Source organism: Paramaledivibacter caminithermalis DSM 15212, assembly GCF_900142245.1.
GTDB lineage: Bacteria > Bacillota > Clostridia > Peptostreptococcales > Caminicellaceae > Paramaledivibacter > Paramaledivibacter caminithermalis.
The window spans coordinates 1-16,744 of sequence record NZ_FRAG01000037.1 but is presented as its reverse complement, the minus strand read 5'-3'; the positions used below and the strand labels follow the sequence as shown (position 1 = coordinate 16,744).

Annotated in this window: 16 protein-coding genes; 3 read left to right on the top strand and 13 right to left on the bottom strand. The window is 31.4% G+C overall.

Features of this window, described 5'->3' with window-relative positions; genetic code table 11:
* Positions 1-132: 132 nt before the first annotated feature.
* The 7 genes from dut to accB all read right to left on the bottom strand — a co-directional run bounded on the left by dut (position 133) and on the right by accB (position 6,046).
* Entirely contained in the window at positions 133-561 is a 429-nt protein-coding gene (gene dut / locus BUB36_RS12955) for a dUTP diphosphatase (protein ID WP_073150966.1), read from the bottom strand.
* A gap of 332 nt (positions 562-893) precedes the next feature.
* Positions 894-1,022, bottom strand: coding sequence for a hypothetical protein (locus tag BUB36_RS20400; protein ID WP_278247839.1), 129 nt, complete (start codon positions 1,020-1,022; stop codon positions 894-896).
* Positions 1,023-1,037: 15 nt separating this feature from the next.
* A complete protein-coding gene (locus BUB36_RS12950; protein WP_073150964.1) occupies positions 1,038-1,982 on the bottom strand; it encodes an ROK family protein in 945 nt (314 codons plus the stop codon).
* A gap of 378 nt (positions 1,983-2,360) precedes the next feature.
* On the bottom strand, positions 2,361-3,311 hold the full coding sequence (locus BUB36_RS12945; RefSeq protein WP_073150961.1) for an acetyl-CoA carboxylase carboxyltransferase subunit alpha: 951 nt from the start codon (positions 3,309-3,311) through the stop codon (positions 2,361-2,363).
* Positions 3,304-4,221, bottom strand: coding sequence for an acetyl-CoA carboxylase, carboxyltransferase subunit beta (gene accD / locus BUB36_RS12940; protein ID WP_073150958.1), 918 nt, complete (start codon positions 4,219-4,221; stop codon positions 3,304-3,306). The genes BUB36_RS12945 and accD overlap by 8 nt, the downstream gene beginning before the upstream one ends.
* 28 nt (positions 4,222-4,249) lie before the next feature.
* The gene (locus BUB36_RS12935) at positions 4,250-5,593 is read right to left on the bottom strand and encodes an acetyl-CoA carboxylase biotin carboxylase subunit (RefSeq protein WP_073150955.1); all 1,344 of its coding nucleotides are present in this window, start codon (positions 5,591-5,593) and stop codon (positions 4,250-4,252) included.
* Positions 5,594-5,602: 9 nt separating this feature from the next.
* Entirely contained in the window at positions 5,603-6,046 is a 444-nt protein-coding gene (gene accB / locus BUB36_RS12930) for an acetyl-CoA carboxylase biotin carboxyl carrier protein (RefSeq protein ID WP_073150952.1), read from the bottom strand.
* Positions 6,047-6,817: 771 nt separating this feature from the next.
* Here accB and hutH point away from each other — a divergent pair.
* Positions 6,818-8,344, top strand: coding sequence for a histidine ammonia-lyase (gene hutH, locus BUB36_RS12925; RefSeq protein WP_073150949.1), 1,527 nt, complete (start codon positions 6,818-6,820; stop codon positions 8,342-8,344).
* Between the two features lie 459 nt (positions 8,345-8,803).
* On the opposite strand, the gene BUB36_RS12920 is transcribed toward hutH, so the two are convergent.
* From BUB36_RS12920 to BUB36_RS12900, 5 genes are read right to left on the bottom strand one after another with little or no spacing between them, the layout of a single operon-like run.
* Positions 8,804-10,513: an ABC transporter ATP-binding protein gene (locus BUB36_RS12920; protein ID WP_073150947.1), complete on the bottom strand. Its 1,710-nt coding sequence runs from the start codon at positions 10,511-10,513 to the stop codon at positions 8,804-8,806.
* 12 nt (positions 10,514-10,525) lie between these two features.
* On the bottom strand, positions 10,526-11,362 hold the full coding sequence (locus tag BUB36_RS12915) for an ABC transporter permease (RefSeq protein ID WP_073150944.1): 837 nt from the start codon (positions 11,360-11,362) through the stop codon (positions 10,526-10,528).
* A 2-nt stretch (positions 11,363-11,364) separates the two neighbouring features.
* Positions 11,365-12,342: an ABC transporter permease gene (locus BUB36_RS12910; RefSeq protein ID WP_073150941.1), complete on the bottom strand. Its 978-nt coding sequence runs from the start codon at positions 12,340-12,342 to the stop codon at positions 11,365-11,367.
* Between the two features lie 5 nt (positions 12,343-12,347).
* Complete coding sequence (locus BUB36_RS12905) at positions 12,348-13,925, bottom strand: ABC transporter substrate-binding protein (protein ID WP_073150938.1); 1,578 nt, start codon at positions 13,923-13,925, stop codon at positions 12,348-12,350.
* A 50-nt stretch (positions 13,926-13,975) separates the two neighbouring features.
* Complete coding sequence (locus BUB36_RS12900) at positions 13,976-14,503, bottom strand: FmdE family protein (RefSeq protein WP_073150935.1); 528 nt, start codon at positions 14,501-14,503, stop codon at positions 13,976-13,978.
* Positions 14,504-14,873: 370 nt separating this feature from the next.
* Between BUB36_RS12900 and BUB36_RS12895 the strand changes: the two genes are divergently transcribed.
* Positions 14,874-16,043, top strand: coding sequence for an MFS transporter (locus tag BUB36_RS12895; protein ID WP_084112034.1), 1,170 nt, complete (start codon positions 14,874-14,876; stop codon positions 16,041-16,043).
* A 160-nt stretch (positions 16,044-16,203) separates the two neighbouring features.
* On the opposite strand, the gene BUB36_RS12890 is transcribed toward BUB36_RS12895, so the two are convergent.
* Positions 16,204-16,410: a hypothetical protein gene (locus BUB36_RS12890; protein ID WP_073150933.1), complete on the bottom strand. Its 207-nt coding sequence runs from the start codon at positions 16,408-16,410 to the stop codon at positions 16,204-16,206.
* A 122-nt stretch (positions 16,411-16,532) separates the two neighbouring features.
* Between BUB36_RS12890 and BUB36_RS12885 the strand changes: the two genes are divergently transcribed.
* On the top strand, positions 16,533-16,744 hold a 212-nt coding region (locus BUB36_RS12885), incomplete at its 3' end, for an IS1 family transposase (RefSeq protein ID WP_330390496.1).

The window sequence follows — 16,744 nt, the reverse complement described above, 5'->3', positions numbered from 1 at the left end:
CTCTATTTTAGCTATGCAGTTTTTCGCAAAAAAAGTTTGAATTCCTTAACAAATATAAACACCGTGCATAGCACGGTATTAGCAGGATAAATATATATAATGCAATACTTTTTTAAACCTATTTATATTTAATTAAACACCTGTTGATCCAAACCCACCTTCTCCACGCTCTGAATTATTTAAATAATCTACTTGCTCAACTTCTACTCTAAGAACTGGTTTTATTACCATCTGAGCAATTTTCATTCCTCTTGTAACTCTAAATTCTTCTGTTCCATGATTAATAACTATAATTCCTATTTCTCCCCTATATCCTTCATCAATTGTCCCTGGAGTATTTAATAAAGTAATTCCATTTTTCAATGCCAATCCACTTCTTGGTCGTATCTGAGCCTCAGTATTTGGGGGCAATTGAATTTTAATACCTGTATGTATTAATGCCCTCTCTCCTGGTAAAATAATTATTTCATCAGTAGAGTACAAGTCCATTCCTGCATCGCCGTCGTGTGCGTATGATGGCAGTTTAGCATTATTATCAATAATTTCAACATATAATTTCATGTACATTCTCCTCTCAATGTATCTTATGATAATATTTATTAAAATAATATCTTTATTCCTCAACACTCCTGCTCTTAGTTATAATATTATTTGCTATCCTTATTCTTTTCAATATCATAACTATAGCAGATATATCAATTGATTACAACTCTAACACTAATGAAATCAGTACATGAAACTAATGTCTATAATAATATAAACTTTTAGTACAACTTTACTATATAAATATACCCTCATAAAACTTACAAACTCTATTTTTTGATAAAAAAACCCTTCACCAATGTTACTAAACAATTTCCCTTACTACATTGTAATTATCATCCCTACTTTCTTTAAACCCTTGAATAGGAGTATTGACGTCTTAATATTACCCTTGAATTTTCAATGGCTTCATTATAAGTATCACCAGTATCCAATTTTCCAGATAATACCCCTTTTAAAATATCTATAGTTAATTTCAATACATTAATCTGGAATCATTGCTTACCCAGCATGGCAGCACCTATAACCCCTGCTTCGTTCCCTAATCTTGCCAATACAATTTTCCCTATTGGCAACTCCTTATAATATTGATTTTTCTTCACATCTTCTATAACTAAATCCAATAGATATTTGCCAGCATTGGCTACTCCTCCACCCAGTGCAATTATCTGGGGATCTAAAATATTAATCAAATTAATGATACCTAAGCTAAGATATTTAACAAGTCTTTTTACAGCTTGTTGTGCAATTTCATCTCCCATTTTTGCACAATCAAAAATTAATTTTGCATTTAGTTCTTCTGAATCACAATGTATTCTTTTATATATTAATCCTTTATTTTTACTTTCTTTAAGCAACTTTTCTGTATATCTAATAATTGCAGTAGATGATGAAAAAGTCTCTAAACATCCGTTTCTTCCACAATTACAATCATAAAAATTATTACCTACCACCATATGTCCGATTTCAGAGCCAACTCCATTATATCCACTATACACCTTACCATTTAATATGATACCTCCACCAATTCCTGTTCCTAAGGTCAATAGTATACCACTCTCAGCTCCCATCATAACACCACATTCATATTCAGCTAAGGCTGCAACTGTAGCGTCATTATCAATATATATAGGAATTCCAAGCTGTTTATTAAGGGAAATTGCTAGAGGTACATTTTTCCATCCTAAATTAACACAAAATATAACATTTCCATCTTCATCAGCTAGCCCTGGTATACCTATTCCTATTGCTTCTACCTCATCCTTTAATAAACCATACTCCTTAATTAAATCCAATACCAAGTCTCTAATATCATTTATTATTTCTTTAGGATTTCGTTTCGCCTTTGTGGGAATAGATTTCTGATATTTTAAATCCCCCTTTTCATCAACAATTCCAGCAGCAATATTAGTTCCTCCTAAATCAACACCTACATACATATGCATCCCTCCAATTATTTATTCAAGCAAACTAATTATCTGAGCATTGCATAATTAATTTTTGCAAAAACTATACGCTACATATAGTTTTAAACTTCCTTCGGTAAGCTTTCCTATGAATACATATTGACCATAAAATAGTGATGATAATTCATGGATATCTTCATATTCTCCTAAGTTAATAACTCTTAACTCGTATATGCTTTATACTCTTCTCCTTTTAACCATAAAGTAAATTTCAAAAAAGAAAGTATCATGTCTTATGTTGTTCTTTAAATTTTAAAGAGCTTTAAGAGACATTTCCTATTTGCCCTATACTTTTCAAGTGACATGCCATCTTCATGTCATGGGGAACGTTTCGTTTGTCATACTTTAACCTTATTCCCATAATCCTATATCCCTTATTTTTTTATATCTGCTATTTAATAATTCATCTCTATCTAATTCTATTAAACTTGGTATTTCTGCTAACAGATATTCTTTTATATTTTTAGATATAAAATCTATATCTTTGTGGGCACCACCTAGGGGCTCTTCAATTATTTTATCTATTACATCAAGTTTTAACAAGTCCTTAGCTGTCAATTTCATAATATCTGCTGCTTTTTCAGCTAATGATACATCCTTCCAAAGAATACTTGAAAGCCCCTCTGGGGATATAACAGAATATATTGAATTTTGTAGCATGTAAACTCTATCACCGATTCCTAAAGCTAAAGCTCCTCCGCTTCCACCTTCCCCAATTACCACAATAATTATTGGAGTTTTAAGCCTGCTCATTTCCAGTAAGTTAACGGCTATAGCTTCTCCCTGCCCTCTTTCTTCCGCTCCTAATCCACAATAAGCACCTGGAGTATCAATGAACATTATTACAGGTCTTTTAAATTTCTCAGCTTGTTTCATAAGCCTAAGGGCCTTTCTATACCCCTCTGGATGGGGCATCCCAAAGTTCCTCTGAATATTTTCCTTTGTATTCTTTCCTTTCTGGTGTCCTATAACAGTAACAGGAATTCCTTCAAGGGTTCCAATACCTCCCACAATTGCACTATCATCTCCATAGAACCTATCTCCATGAAGCTCTATAAAATCAGGTATAATTAAGTTAATATATTCGAGGGTAGTTGGTCTTTCTTGTAATCTTGAAATCTTTACTATCTGCCATGGTGTTAAACTCATATATATTTCACTTTTTATTTTATCTAATTTCTTTTTAAGGATATCTATCTCATCTGATAAATCTACATTATTTGACTCTGCAAAGCTTTCCAACTCACTAATTTTCTCTTCCAGTTCAATTACTGGTTTTTCAAATTCTAGGGTACTATTCATTTATCCCACCCCCTATGGTATGGATATTTAGCAATTTATATAATATATTCTTTAAGTCTTTTCTATGAACAATTTTATCAACGAATCCTTTTTCCTTTAAAAATTCTGATCTCTGAAATCCTTCTGGAAGCTTTTGTCTTATTGTTTGTTCTATAACCCTTGGTCCTGCAAATCCTATCAAAGCATTAGGTTCTGCCAAAATAATATCTCCAAGCATTGCAAAGCTCGCTGTTACACCACCAGTAGTAGGATCAGTTAAAACTGATATATATAACAGCCCTTTATCTGCTAACTTGCTAAGTGCTGCTGAGGTTTTTGCCATTTGCATTAAGGATAATATCCCCTCTTGCATCCTAGCACCACCTGAAGCAGAAAATATTATTAGTGGTAATTCTTTATCTACTGCCCTTTCAATTGCCCGGGTAATCTTTTCTCCAACAACCGACCCCATACTTCCCATCATAAAATCTGGATTCATTACACATATAACAGCTGGTATATCATTAATCCTTCCTTCTCCCGTTATAACTGCCTCAAATTCTCCTGATTTTTTCTTTGCTCTATCTATTTTTTCATTGTATCCAGGGAAGGTTAATGGATCTAGTGTTTTCATTTCTTTATCATATTCTATAAAAGTATTACTATCTGTGATTAAATCTATCCTAACTCTTGCCTCTATTCGAAAATGATGATCACATTTAGGACAAACATTAAAATTATTTATTATTTCTTCCTTTAGAATGATCTCACCACAGCCTTTACATTTTATCCATAGCTGCTCATCTATATTTTTGCCTTCATCTATATTTATCTTATTTGAATATTGTGGGTTTACCCCAATTTCACTATTTCCTGTTTTATTTATATTTATTGTTCCATACTTTTTCTTGCGGAATAATTCCTTTATCACCTTTTTGCTCCCTTCTTAAACCTATTTATTATTTCATCATTTCCTTATTAATAAAGGAAGTATTGATTTGATTTTCTAAGAATTTCTTATTATTTAGTATTTCACTGTGAAAATCTATGTTAGTTTTAATCCCAGTTATTATCAATTCATCTAAGGCCCTTTGCAACCTACATATAGCTTCCTGACGATTTCTTCCCCATGCAATAAGCTTACCTATCATGGAATCATAGGTTGATGGGATTTTATATCCACTATATATATGGGTATCAATACGAATACCGTTTCCTCCAGGTACCAAATAATCCTTGATTGTCCCTGGTGATGGTGCAAAATTATTATTTATATCCTCTGCATTTATTCTACATTCTATTGCATGACCGTTGATTTCCACATCCTCTTGGGTAAAGCCTAGCTCTTTACCAGAAGCAATCTTTATTTGTTCCTTTATTAGATCTATTCCTGTAATCAACTCTGTTATAGGGTGCTCAACTTGAATTCTTGTATTCATTTCAATAAAATAATAATTTCCATGCTTATCAAGCAAAAACTCAACAGTTCCTGCACTCGTATAGTTAACAGCCTTTGCTGCCTTTATTGCCATTTCACCCATTTCTTTTCTCATAGAATTGCTTATTACAGTACAAGGTGCTTCTTCCAAAACCTTTTGGTTACGTCTTTGAAGTGAACAATCTCGTTCCCCTAGATGAATGACATTTCCTCGTTCATCGGCTAAAATTTGAAACTCTATATGTCTCGGTTCTTCAATATACTTTTCTATGTACATCGAATCATCATTAAAGGCTGCTGCCGACTCGGCTTTTGCCATATTGAACATGCTAATAAAATCTTCTTTTTTATAAACAAGCCTCATACCTCTTCCGCCTCCACCACTGGCTGCCTTTATCATAACTGGAAATCCAATTTCTTTGGCTATCTGCATAGCTTCATTAGCTTTATTAGTTGCATACTCAGAACCAGGAACAACAGGAACTCCAGCTTCAATCATAGTTCTTCTTGCCTCGGATTTATTACCCATTTTCCTTATATGTTCCTCCTTTGGCCCAATTAGCTTTATACCATGGATTTCACACATTAGAGCAAATTCGGTATTTTCAGATAAAAAGCCATATCCAGGATGGATGCCTTCAGCTTTGGTAATTTTAGCAGCACTTATAATATTACTTATATTTAAGTAACTCTTGGACGAAATTGTAGGACCAATGCATATTGCTTCATCTGCTAAGTGAACATGCAAGGAATCTTTATCAATTTCTGAATATACCGCAACTGTCTCAGCTCCTAGTTCCTTACATGCCCTAATTATTCTTACTGCAATTTCTCCTCTATTTGCAACAAGTATTTTCTTTAACATTATGCTCCATCACCTCCTGATTTTCATTAATGGCTGTCCATATTCTACAATATCCTCATTTTCAACCAAAATTTCTATAACCTCTCCACTCTCTTCACTTTGAATCTCATTCATTATCTTCATAGCTTCTATAATGCAAAGAGACTGATCCTTTTTTACACGATCTCCAACCTTTACAAATGGAACAGAATCTGGACTAGGGGAATCATAAAAAACTCCTACTATAGGGGATTTAACAATATATATATCTTCTGAATCTAATTCTTTATTTTCTTCCACTTCTTTACCTGTTTTTTCTATAATCTCTCGCTTATCTTCTAATTCTTGGACGCTATCATTCTTAATGATTGATTTGGAAATCTTTATTTTAAAATCATTTTCTTCTATCTCTACATTCTGTATAGATGTCTTATCAATTGTTAATATTAATTCCTTTATATCTTTTAGATTCATAAATATCCTCCTAATATATTATTACTTAATATTATTACCTGATGCTAATATGTAATACTATTATATCATACAAATTTGATTATTCATAGAATCTTTTCTAAACTTTGCATCTTAAAGGTCATACATTAATTTCTTAATAGATATATAACTATTAATTTATGTAATAGCTATAATTGAGGTAAGAAATATTTGTAAAATAAAAATTCATATGTATAGATATTCCAGTAAAACAGTTAATTTATACACATCAAAATCCTTAAAAGCTTTGAATATTTTGATATGTATAAATTAAGTTTTACTATGGGAAATCTATAGAATATGATGAAAGAACTCTTACATTATTTTATGCATATTTATAATATAATTTGTATAATTACTCTAATTATTTTATAATTTATCGCTTTATCAAAATAAATTATTATCACGATAAGTTGTTGAAATCTCTAATTTAGTGAGTTTTCAAACTTCCAATAATATGTTAAGATATTGTTACAAGAATAAATATTCAGTAATCCAATATAAAATCCAGATATACATTGAAATTTTTAATTTAAATAATCTTTTATCAATTTTTTATGGTTTTCATGATAATATTTCCAAAACCTATCTATAAATATCAAGAAGGCAATTATTCTCTATTTTCACATATATTTTATCAACATCTAAATTAACTCAAGATAAATACAATTTGTTCAAGTAATAATAAACTTATTACTTGCTTTATTCAAGTTTAATTGAAATATCAAAACAATTCTGAAGGGAGAAGAGTATATGAATAAAATTTTTATTGATGGTGAAAATTTAACTATCGAAAATATTGTTGAAGTTGCTAGAAATAATGTGGAAGTAGCATTAACTGATGAAGCCATAGAAAAAGTAAAAAAATCAAGAGCCGTTGTGGATGAGTTTGTAGAAAATGAAAAGGTTGTATATGGTATAACAACAGGCTTTGGAAAATTTAGTGATGTTGTGATTACAAAGGATGAAGCAAAAGAGCTTCAAAGAAATTTAATAATCAGTCATTCCTGTGGTGTAGGAAAACATTTTCAAGAAGAAATAGTTAGAGCAATTATGTTGCTTAGAGCTAATGCCCTTGCAAAAGGTTTTTCTGGAATTAGATTAAATACTTTAGAAACACTTATTGAGATGCTAAATAAAAAAGTCCATCCAGCTATTCCTGAAAAAGGATCTTTGGGAGCAAGTGGAGACCTAGCCCCATTGTCACATATGGTTTTAGTTATGCTGGGAGAAGGAGAAGCATACTATGAAGGTAATCTGATGCCAGGAAAAGAGGCTATGGAAAAAGCTGGTATCAAGACTGTACACCTTACTTCTAAAGAAGGTTTAGCTCTTATAAATGGTACTCAAGTTATGACAGCTATAGGAGCACTTACTGTTTATGATGCTATAAATCTGGCTAAGCTTTCTGATATATCTGCAGCATTAACAGTTGAAGCTCTAAATGGTATAACTGATGCGTTTGATGCGAGGGTACATAAAGTTAGACCTCATGTAGGACAAATGAACTCTGCTAAAAATTTACTAGCTTTACTAGATGGAAGTAAGCTAACTACAAGACAAGGTGAAATAAGAGTTCAAGATGCTTATACACTAAGATGTATACCTCAAATACATGGTGCTAGTAAAGATGCAATAAATTTTATCAAGGAAAAAGTTACAATTGAAATAAATTCAGCAACTGATAATCCACTAATATTTGCCAATGATAAAGACGCAATCTCTGGCGGCAATTTCCACGGACAGCCCATGGCATTGATTTTTGATTACTTAGGAATAGCTATAGCAGAACTAGCCAACTCATCTGAAAGAAGAATAGAAAGACTTGTAAATCCACAGCTTAGTAATATGCCAGCATTCTTAACTGAAAAAGGTGGATTACATTCAGGATTTATGATAGCACAATATTCTGCAGCCGCTTTAGTATCAGAAAATAAAGTACTTGCACACCCTGCAAGTGTAGATTCTATCCCATCATCTGCTAATCAAGAAGACCATGTAAGTATGGGAACAATTGCTTCTAGAAAAGCTAGAGATATACTATATAACACTACAAGAGTATTAGCTATTGAATGTATGGCAGCTACACAGGCTATAGACTTTAAAAATCCTGATGCTCTTGGAAAAGGTACTAAAGCTGCCTATAAGAAAATAAGAGAAGTAGTAAATAAATTAACTAATGATAGAATAATGTATTTTGATATTAACAAAAGTGCTAAACTAATCGAAAAAAATGATATAGTAGATGCCGTTGAAAAAGTTATTGGTAAATTAAACTAGGTGCATATTCAAGTAGAAAATCATTATAATAGCATAAATTGACTTGTTGTATAGGCGTTATTGAAAGCGCCTATACAACAGGTTTATAAAGGGAGCTAAAAGGAAACATAAGTGTCTACTTTCGTTTTTTTAGTTTCTCGGTCATACATCTATAGCCTTTAATAGGTGGAGCATTATTAGGAATGTCAATAAGTGATTCTATGAATAATTTAATTTCTTAAGTTTCTCAGGCAAACATCTATAGGAATTTAAGTAAAGACTTTAATTTATACATGTCCAAAATGCCCAGAAGCATTGCATATTTGTACATATATAAATTAAGTTTTACTATGTAAATCCTATATACATAGATAAATAAATTCAAAACTTAAGCTATACATTGTAAATCATGGTTTTTATTACATCGTTATCTTTTTTAAATAAAATATCTCAAAACGTGACAAACGAAACGTCCCCTCGTCATACTGTCATGTGAAAACATTCTTTAAACAATTTTTTTGTATATTGACACTTAGGTTTATTGAATATTTCTAAGGCATTACCCTCTTCAACTATGCTGCCTCTATTCATCACATAAACTTTATCAGCTATCTTTCTCGCTAAGGGTAAGTCATGGGTTATAAACAACATTGAAAAGCCCTTTTCATTTTGTAATCCCTTTAGTAATCTTAAAATATTCGCCTTTGTTGACGGGTCAAGCATAGAAGTAATCTCATCTGCAATTAATAATTTAGGCTTCATTACCAAACTTCTGGCAATAGATATCCTCTGCCTTTCACCACCACTTAGAGTATTGCATCTAATATCTAAACCTTCATTATCAAATGGCATTTGTACATCCTGTAAAGCTTTTTTTACCATGGCTTTACGTTCTTCTTCGCTTCCTATATTCAATATTTCTAAAGGCTCTTTTACAGCTTTCTCTACTGTGAAATCACCATTGATAGCTGAAAATGGATCCTGAAAAATTATTTGGATTCCATGTATTTTTCTCATGGCTTCACATCCATGTATTTCTTTTCCTTCAAAGTATATACTTCCGCTATCTGATTTTAAAAATCCAGATATTATTTTAGCCGTCGTTGTCTTCCCAGAACCTGATGCTCCAATAAGTGCAGCTACTTCACCAGCTTTTACATTGATGCTAACGTTTTTACAAGCATATATCTTACTGCCGTGAGATTTAAAGGCTTTAGATAAATCTTTGGTTTCAAGTATTGTGACTATTCCACCTTTATTGCAGGCTACCTTTCTTTCTATAGAAATATAACTGAGTCTGGGCAGCTTTTGGGTACATTCTTTACTAGCTTGAACACATCTTTGATAAAATGGACATCCATTTCCACTCTTTAAGTTTATTTTAGGAGAAATTCCCCATAGTTCTTTATAAACATTGATATCACATGAAGAATTAATAAGGCCCCTTGTATATACATGCATAGGATTATTTATTAAATCCCTTGTAAGTCCTTCTTCTAAAATATGACCAAGATATAAAACCTCCACCTTTGTAGTCAATTCTTGTATGACTGGAAGTTCATGGGATATAACAAGCATAGATATATTATTCTTTTTTTGTATTGATTTAAGCAAATTAATTATCTCCCTTTTTGATAAAACATCTAGAGATGAAGTAGGCTCATCTATTATCAAAAGCTTTGGATTACATGAAAGAGCCATTGCTATAAGCACTTTTTGTCTCATGCCTCCCGAAAGTTCATGGGCATAGCTGCTGAGCCATTTTTCTTCTAAATTTACCATACTGAAAAGTTCTTTAACTCTTTTTTTTATATCTCCTTTAGATTTCATGGTATGTTTCTTTAATACTTCTTCAATTTGCTCCCTTATGGTTAACACAGGATTAAGGACATCTAACCTATTTTGGAATACTATGGCTACTTCATTCCATCTATATCTATTTAGCTCTTTTTGCCTCAATGTATTAAACTTTATACCATCATAAATTATTTTTCCTTCTATCTTGGCATTTGTTAATAATCCCATAATAGACATGGCTATAGACGTCTTTCCACTTCCCGATTCTCCTATTATACCTATGGTTTCACCTTCGTATAATGTAAACGATACTCCCTTTACAGCTTCTTTTACCTCACTATCTAAAAAATATGATATTTTTAAATCCTTGACCTTAAGTAATTCTTTTTTCATAAGTTCCAGCTCCTACATTTTAAAATCATATTTATTTTCCAACTCTCTTCCAATTAAAGAAATGGAAACCACCAATAATACTATAGCTATAAGTGGGGAAGCTACCCACCACTTCCAGTAGGGGGTAAAATATATTCCATTAAAATCCATAGCTCGATTTAGTATAAGTCCCCAGCTTTTTGACGTTGGATCTCCTAATCCTAAAAAGGACAATGAAGCCTCAGCAACTATAGCTTTTCCTGTAGTTTTAATGAAGCATAATACAATTATTGGCAAAATCTGTGATTGAATATGGTTTAAATATATGTATTTAAAGGATGCTCCATAGCCCTTTGCAATTTTGATATAATCTTGCTCCATTATTGTTAATAGCTTAGCACGAGTAATCCTTGCTATTCTAGTCCAAGAAAAAAGGCTTAAAACTATGATTATATTTTTAATGCTTGGTCCAAAAAAAGCCCCTAAAACTATCATTGTAGGAAGCTGTGGAAGAACTATCACCATATCAGTAAATCTCATAAGTATGTAATCTATAATTCCACCCTTATATCCAGAAATTATTCCAATAAAACTCCCTATTCCACAAGCTAGAGTAGCAACTCCTAAACTAATTATCATGCTAATTCTAGCTCCATTACATATTTGTGCCCAAAGGTCTATGCCAAGGTCATCTGTTCCTAATTTATGATCTTTAGAAGGAGCTTCTAAGGATTTTCCCGATGATAAATCATGGGGATACCTTGATAATTGAGAACCAAATATACTTAATATAATAATGGCAGTTAACAATAAAAACGCAGCTTTACCTATAGGTGAAGCACTCCTAATATATATTATAATTTTTTTCATATTTATTTTAACCTCGGATCTAATTTTTTGTAGACAATATCTGCAGTTAAATTCATAATAATTACCATAACAGCCATTATCAAAAATATTCCCTGTATAAGAGGATAATCTCTAAAAAATACTGCTTCTCTCATCAATGTTCCGAGTCCTGGATACTTGAAAACATTCTCTATAAGCACAGCTCCTCCTATAGCAGTACCTAAACTCAAAAAAATCCTAGTTACTATAGGTAATATAGCATTTCTAAGTGCATGCCTCAGTATTATCCTGCTTTTATTTAATCCCTTTGCATTTGCAGTTATAATATAGTCCTTTTGTAAAATGTCAATCATACTATTTCTTGATAAAATATAAAAGTTACCTATGTTTATAAAACTAAGAGATACAGCAGGAAGAACTCCATGATGTATAATATCAGTTATATTTTCAAAAGAAGACTCATATTCTACAAAGGGCTTAAAACCTCCCGATAATGGAAAAATATCGAGATATGCTGCAAAGTAAAAAAGAAAGATAAGTGCTATTATAAAGGCTGGTACTTCTGATATTATCATAAAAACCGAATAAATTATTTTATCTATTAATCCATTTCTATTATAGGCCGATACAGCACCTAATAAAGTACCAAAAAAGCAGCTTATTATTATGGATATTATAACTATTCCTAATGTCCATGTGATTCTACTGATAATTATTTTTGAAACTTCATCATTTAGTATAATACTGTATCCTAAATTTCCTTTTAAAACATTTCTAATATAATTTACAAATTGAATACCTAAAGGTTTATTTAAACCATAATATTCTTTATATTTTTGCATTTCTTCATCTGAATACGTTACATTCATGCCACTTTCATCACTGGAAAGATAAGTAAAGGGATCCCCAGGCATAAACCTAGGGATGAAGAAATTTATAGTTATTATAAATAAAAATGTTATTACATACCCTACTGATATTTTAAAAATATTTTTAGACATTATCTTCACTTCTCTCGTACCAGATATGATAATTTACAATGTTCTGGATAATGATGATCATATGTATACATCCAACCATCATATTTTAAAGGTCTAAATACAAAATACGAACGTGTATTATATAGAGGAATCTGAGGTACTTCTTCTGCTATTAATTCTTGAAGCCTATATATTATTTCCTTTCTTTTATCCTTATCTAATTCCTTCATTTGTTTTTGAGATAACTCTATAATTTTCTCATTATAATATCCTGGTAGTGAATTTGAAGATGGGCTTCCATCCTCTTGGGTATCAGTGCCATATATTTCTCGCAAAGAATCTGGATCACTCCCCCATCCTCCATGTCCTATAAGGGCTATTTCAAATTCTTTATTTTTTACAGCAGCATCCCTTGTTTTCATATCTACACTTTTTATTTTTATTTCTATACCAATATCCTTTAGAGTCATCTTTATAAGCTCAGCTATTTTTATTTCTGCCCCCTTATTTCCTGTTAATATTTCGAAGCTATAACTCTTTCCTTTGAGGAATTTTTTTGCTTTCTCTGGCTCATAACTATACTTCTGAATATTATCATTATACCATATATGCTCTTTAGATATATATCCCATACTAGCAGCTATAGCAGCTCCCCTTGAAACTTTATCAACCATTTCCTCTCTGTCTATTCCATATGCAAATGCCTTTCTCAAATTAATATTCTTTAACTCACTTCTTTTTTCCATATTAAATATGAGCCTATAACCCCAGAATCCCTTATTGGTTTTTATCGCATACCCCTTATCCTTTTCATATCTCCCGATTATATCTGGACTTGGAGAAACAGTATCAATTTCTCCTTTTTCAAAGGCTAAAATCTCATCACTTACTGGAACCCATTCTATAGCCTTTACTCTTTGTTTTGGTCCCCAATAGTTTTCAAATGCCTCAAATTTATATGCCCCTTGTTCTCTATTGTATTCAACAAACCTATAGGGTCCACAACCAATAGCGGCCTTTTCTGAATGAAATTTTTTGGGATCCTTTACATCCTTCCAGATATGCTTAGGTAAAATTCTAGCTTTCCCTAGTCTTTCTAAGTATGTAGCGTTGGCACTGTCTACGACTATTTTCAAATTTGTTTCGTCAATTATTTCTACATTTTTAACTATATATTTACCATTTACATTCAATGAGTTCCATACAGGAGGATGCTGTTTATAATAGTCAAAGGTAAATTTTATATCTTCAGGTGTGAGTTTTTCACCATCATGCCATAATATATTATCATTCAAAGTAAATATATAATCTTTACCTTCATTTTCAATTCTCCATTCTGAAGCAATCCATGGAATTATACCATTTTCATCTTTCTCTAAAAGGCTATCAAATAGAAGATACATTTTAAAACCTCCTGGACCTCTAGAATAATGGAGATAGGGGCTGGGAAATCCCCAGTCTCCTCCAGCTAATCTAATAATTATATCATTATTGGACTCAACAGTTTCCTCAGCTATAGCCTTAGTATCATCATTTGAGTTTGAACAAGCTGAAATATTCATAATAATCAATAATGTTAATAAGATACCTAAAATCCTTCTCATTTTTATCATCTCCTAATTTTAATCTTATATAAATATATCTAACCATATATTTACCATCCTCTATTGAAATCTTCAAAGCAGTCTAAGCATACCTTTTTTCCTTCACTGATTCTAATCCTGTGTTCAGCCGCAGCTTCACCACATTTTTCGCAAATAATACTGTTAAATATTCTAGCTTTTTCTGGCAGATTAAATTTAGGCTCTTTAAATTCAAAAATCCTTTCTACATCTATGTTTAATAGGTATTGCTTTCTTTTATCTCTATCCATTTCATCATCAAATTTTTTTAGTACTATCCTTATGCCTTCACCTGTAGCTCTATTAAAAAAAGTAAATGCCTGCTTACCTCTATCTCTAAATAACAAATTTCCCTTCCCCATACTACATCCTAAGATAACTTGGATCGCATCTACGCCACAGGCATCATTTTCAGTAACACATACTATTTCCTCGTCCTTTGAAAAATCAATATTGAGCTTTTTTATAGCTGCCTCACTTGCCTTAAATCCTATAGCCAATCCAGGACATTCATGTCCATGAAATTCTATACATTTTTCCCACAGTTTTTTATCATACATTCCTTATTCCTCCTAAAACTCTATTTTTTATTTTATGCAAACAAAAATCACGAAGAATATCTAGTTTTCTAACTAGATATTGATCTTCGTGATCAATATACATAACCTATTATTTTGTTTTTATATCACTATATTACATTATTATATTAATCATGTCAAATTTTTCATTCAATAAGGAAGTTTGGCTATTGATGTTATTCTATTAATAGAATATAATGTGATAAGTGTAAACTAATTCGTTATGCTAGTTAATATGGTTCTCTATTTCATAGGATAATTTAGGAAATATTAAATTTCTATGATAGATGCTAGCTTGAAGGATTAACTTACATTAATGCAAATAATATAAATAATTTATGGGGTGTTTATATTGAATAAAAAATTGTCTTTTTTAATTGTGATAATGTTTTTTATGAGTTTGCTGGCAAATGTAGCCCATCCCGTTACACCAGAACTTGTAGTTAGTCTCAATATGTCTTCTCTTATGTATGGCATAATGTTCGCTGCTATGTCTATTGCCAGTTTTACCATGTCTCCAATTTGGGGTATGCTGTCAGATAAATACAAAACCAGAAAGCTTTTTTTATGTCTTCCTAATATAGGTTACGCCCTTGCACAGCTAGGTTTCGGTTATTCAACATCTCCTATTCTAATTATTTTATTTAGGATTATCGCAGGTGGTTGTGCATCATCATTATTTACTGTTGCTATAGCCTATATAGTTGATGAAACAAATACATATAATCGTAGTAAAGCTATATCCTACTATACTGCAATAACTGGATTTGGAATATCCCTAGGCTATCTTGTGGGAGGTTATATAGGTGCCAAAGATTACCATTATGCTTTTATTTTTCAATCCATAGGACTATTATTACATTCTGGGATAGTTTTTTTATTTTTACCCGAAAGCAATGTAGTGGTTAATAATTCGCAAAAAAAATCTAATCATTTTATTTTTCAAATAAAGGATGATTTCAAAAAAACCATGACTACTTCTTTAAGAATATTGCTTCTACTGGTTCTTTTAACTTCCTTTTCATATATAGCATATAATACAGGAATAAACTATTTTTTGAAAAAATATCTAAACCTAAATCCACTACAAATTGGATATTATATGGCACTTACGGGTATTATAGGTATAATTGCAAATGTATATCTAACTCCTAGAATATCTAAAAAGTACGGTGAAAAAAAATCATTAAAATATATTTTATTGGTCGTAGGTTCAACACTTATAGCATTATCAACCTTCGACAATTTGATGTCTATAAAGTCAATAATTGTTTTGATTATATTTATATTTTTCTTATCCATGTATAAGCCTTTACTACAAACATTGGTATCAAAGTTAAGCAAAAACGAACATGGAAAAATTATGGGACTTCAAAACTCTGCTAACTCTGTTGGTATGGTTTGCGGATCCTTATTTGCTGGAGCATTATTGGATATATTTCCCATAATGCTGTTTATAGTATCAGGATCAGTTTTTATTGTATCCTATTTGATAATTTTGCTAAAAGATAAAGAGCTTTAACCTTATCAAACCCTATAAGAAGCTTAAGTACATCAGTTTACTTGGTTTTGAATATCTTTATATTCAAGTAATATCATAAATAAAAATGCTGCCAATCTTTTTTCAGACTTGCAGCATTTTTTTATTTCTGACCTTAAATACTATCCCTTTTCCCTTAGTTTTAATAATTCATAAAGAGCCAGCTAGATATAAGCATAAGTATTAATCCAGGAAGCATTACTTGAAATCCAAGTCTATTATCGTTATAGACATATTCTCTATCTACAATCTTCTTTAAAGGTGATATATCGTAATTTATAAATAGCAAACCTAATGATACAAAAAACAGTCCCAAAAGCATTAGTAACACAAAAAGTACTCGTATCATAATTCACACTCCATATAATATTTAACGCTCTGTAAACTTAAATGAAAATTGAGGACTTCAATCCTCTGTGGTACAATGTTTTTGCTAAAAAAACTATACCTCCCAGAAAGGGTGAAGTCCTCATGCAAAAAATTGTACCAATTAAATGTACAAAATGCAATAATAAAGATTCTTTTTACCGTTATGGTAAAGATAAAGATGGTTATCAAAAATACCTTTGTCGCAAATGTAATCACCAATTTGCTCCTGATAAACCAATATCTAAAAAGGTACCTAAATACCCTCGCTGTCCCCTTTGTGGAAAGGCAACTTTTCTTCACCACGATTATGAGTA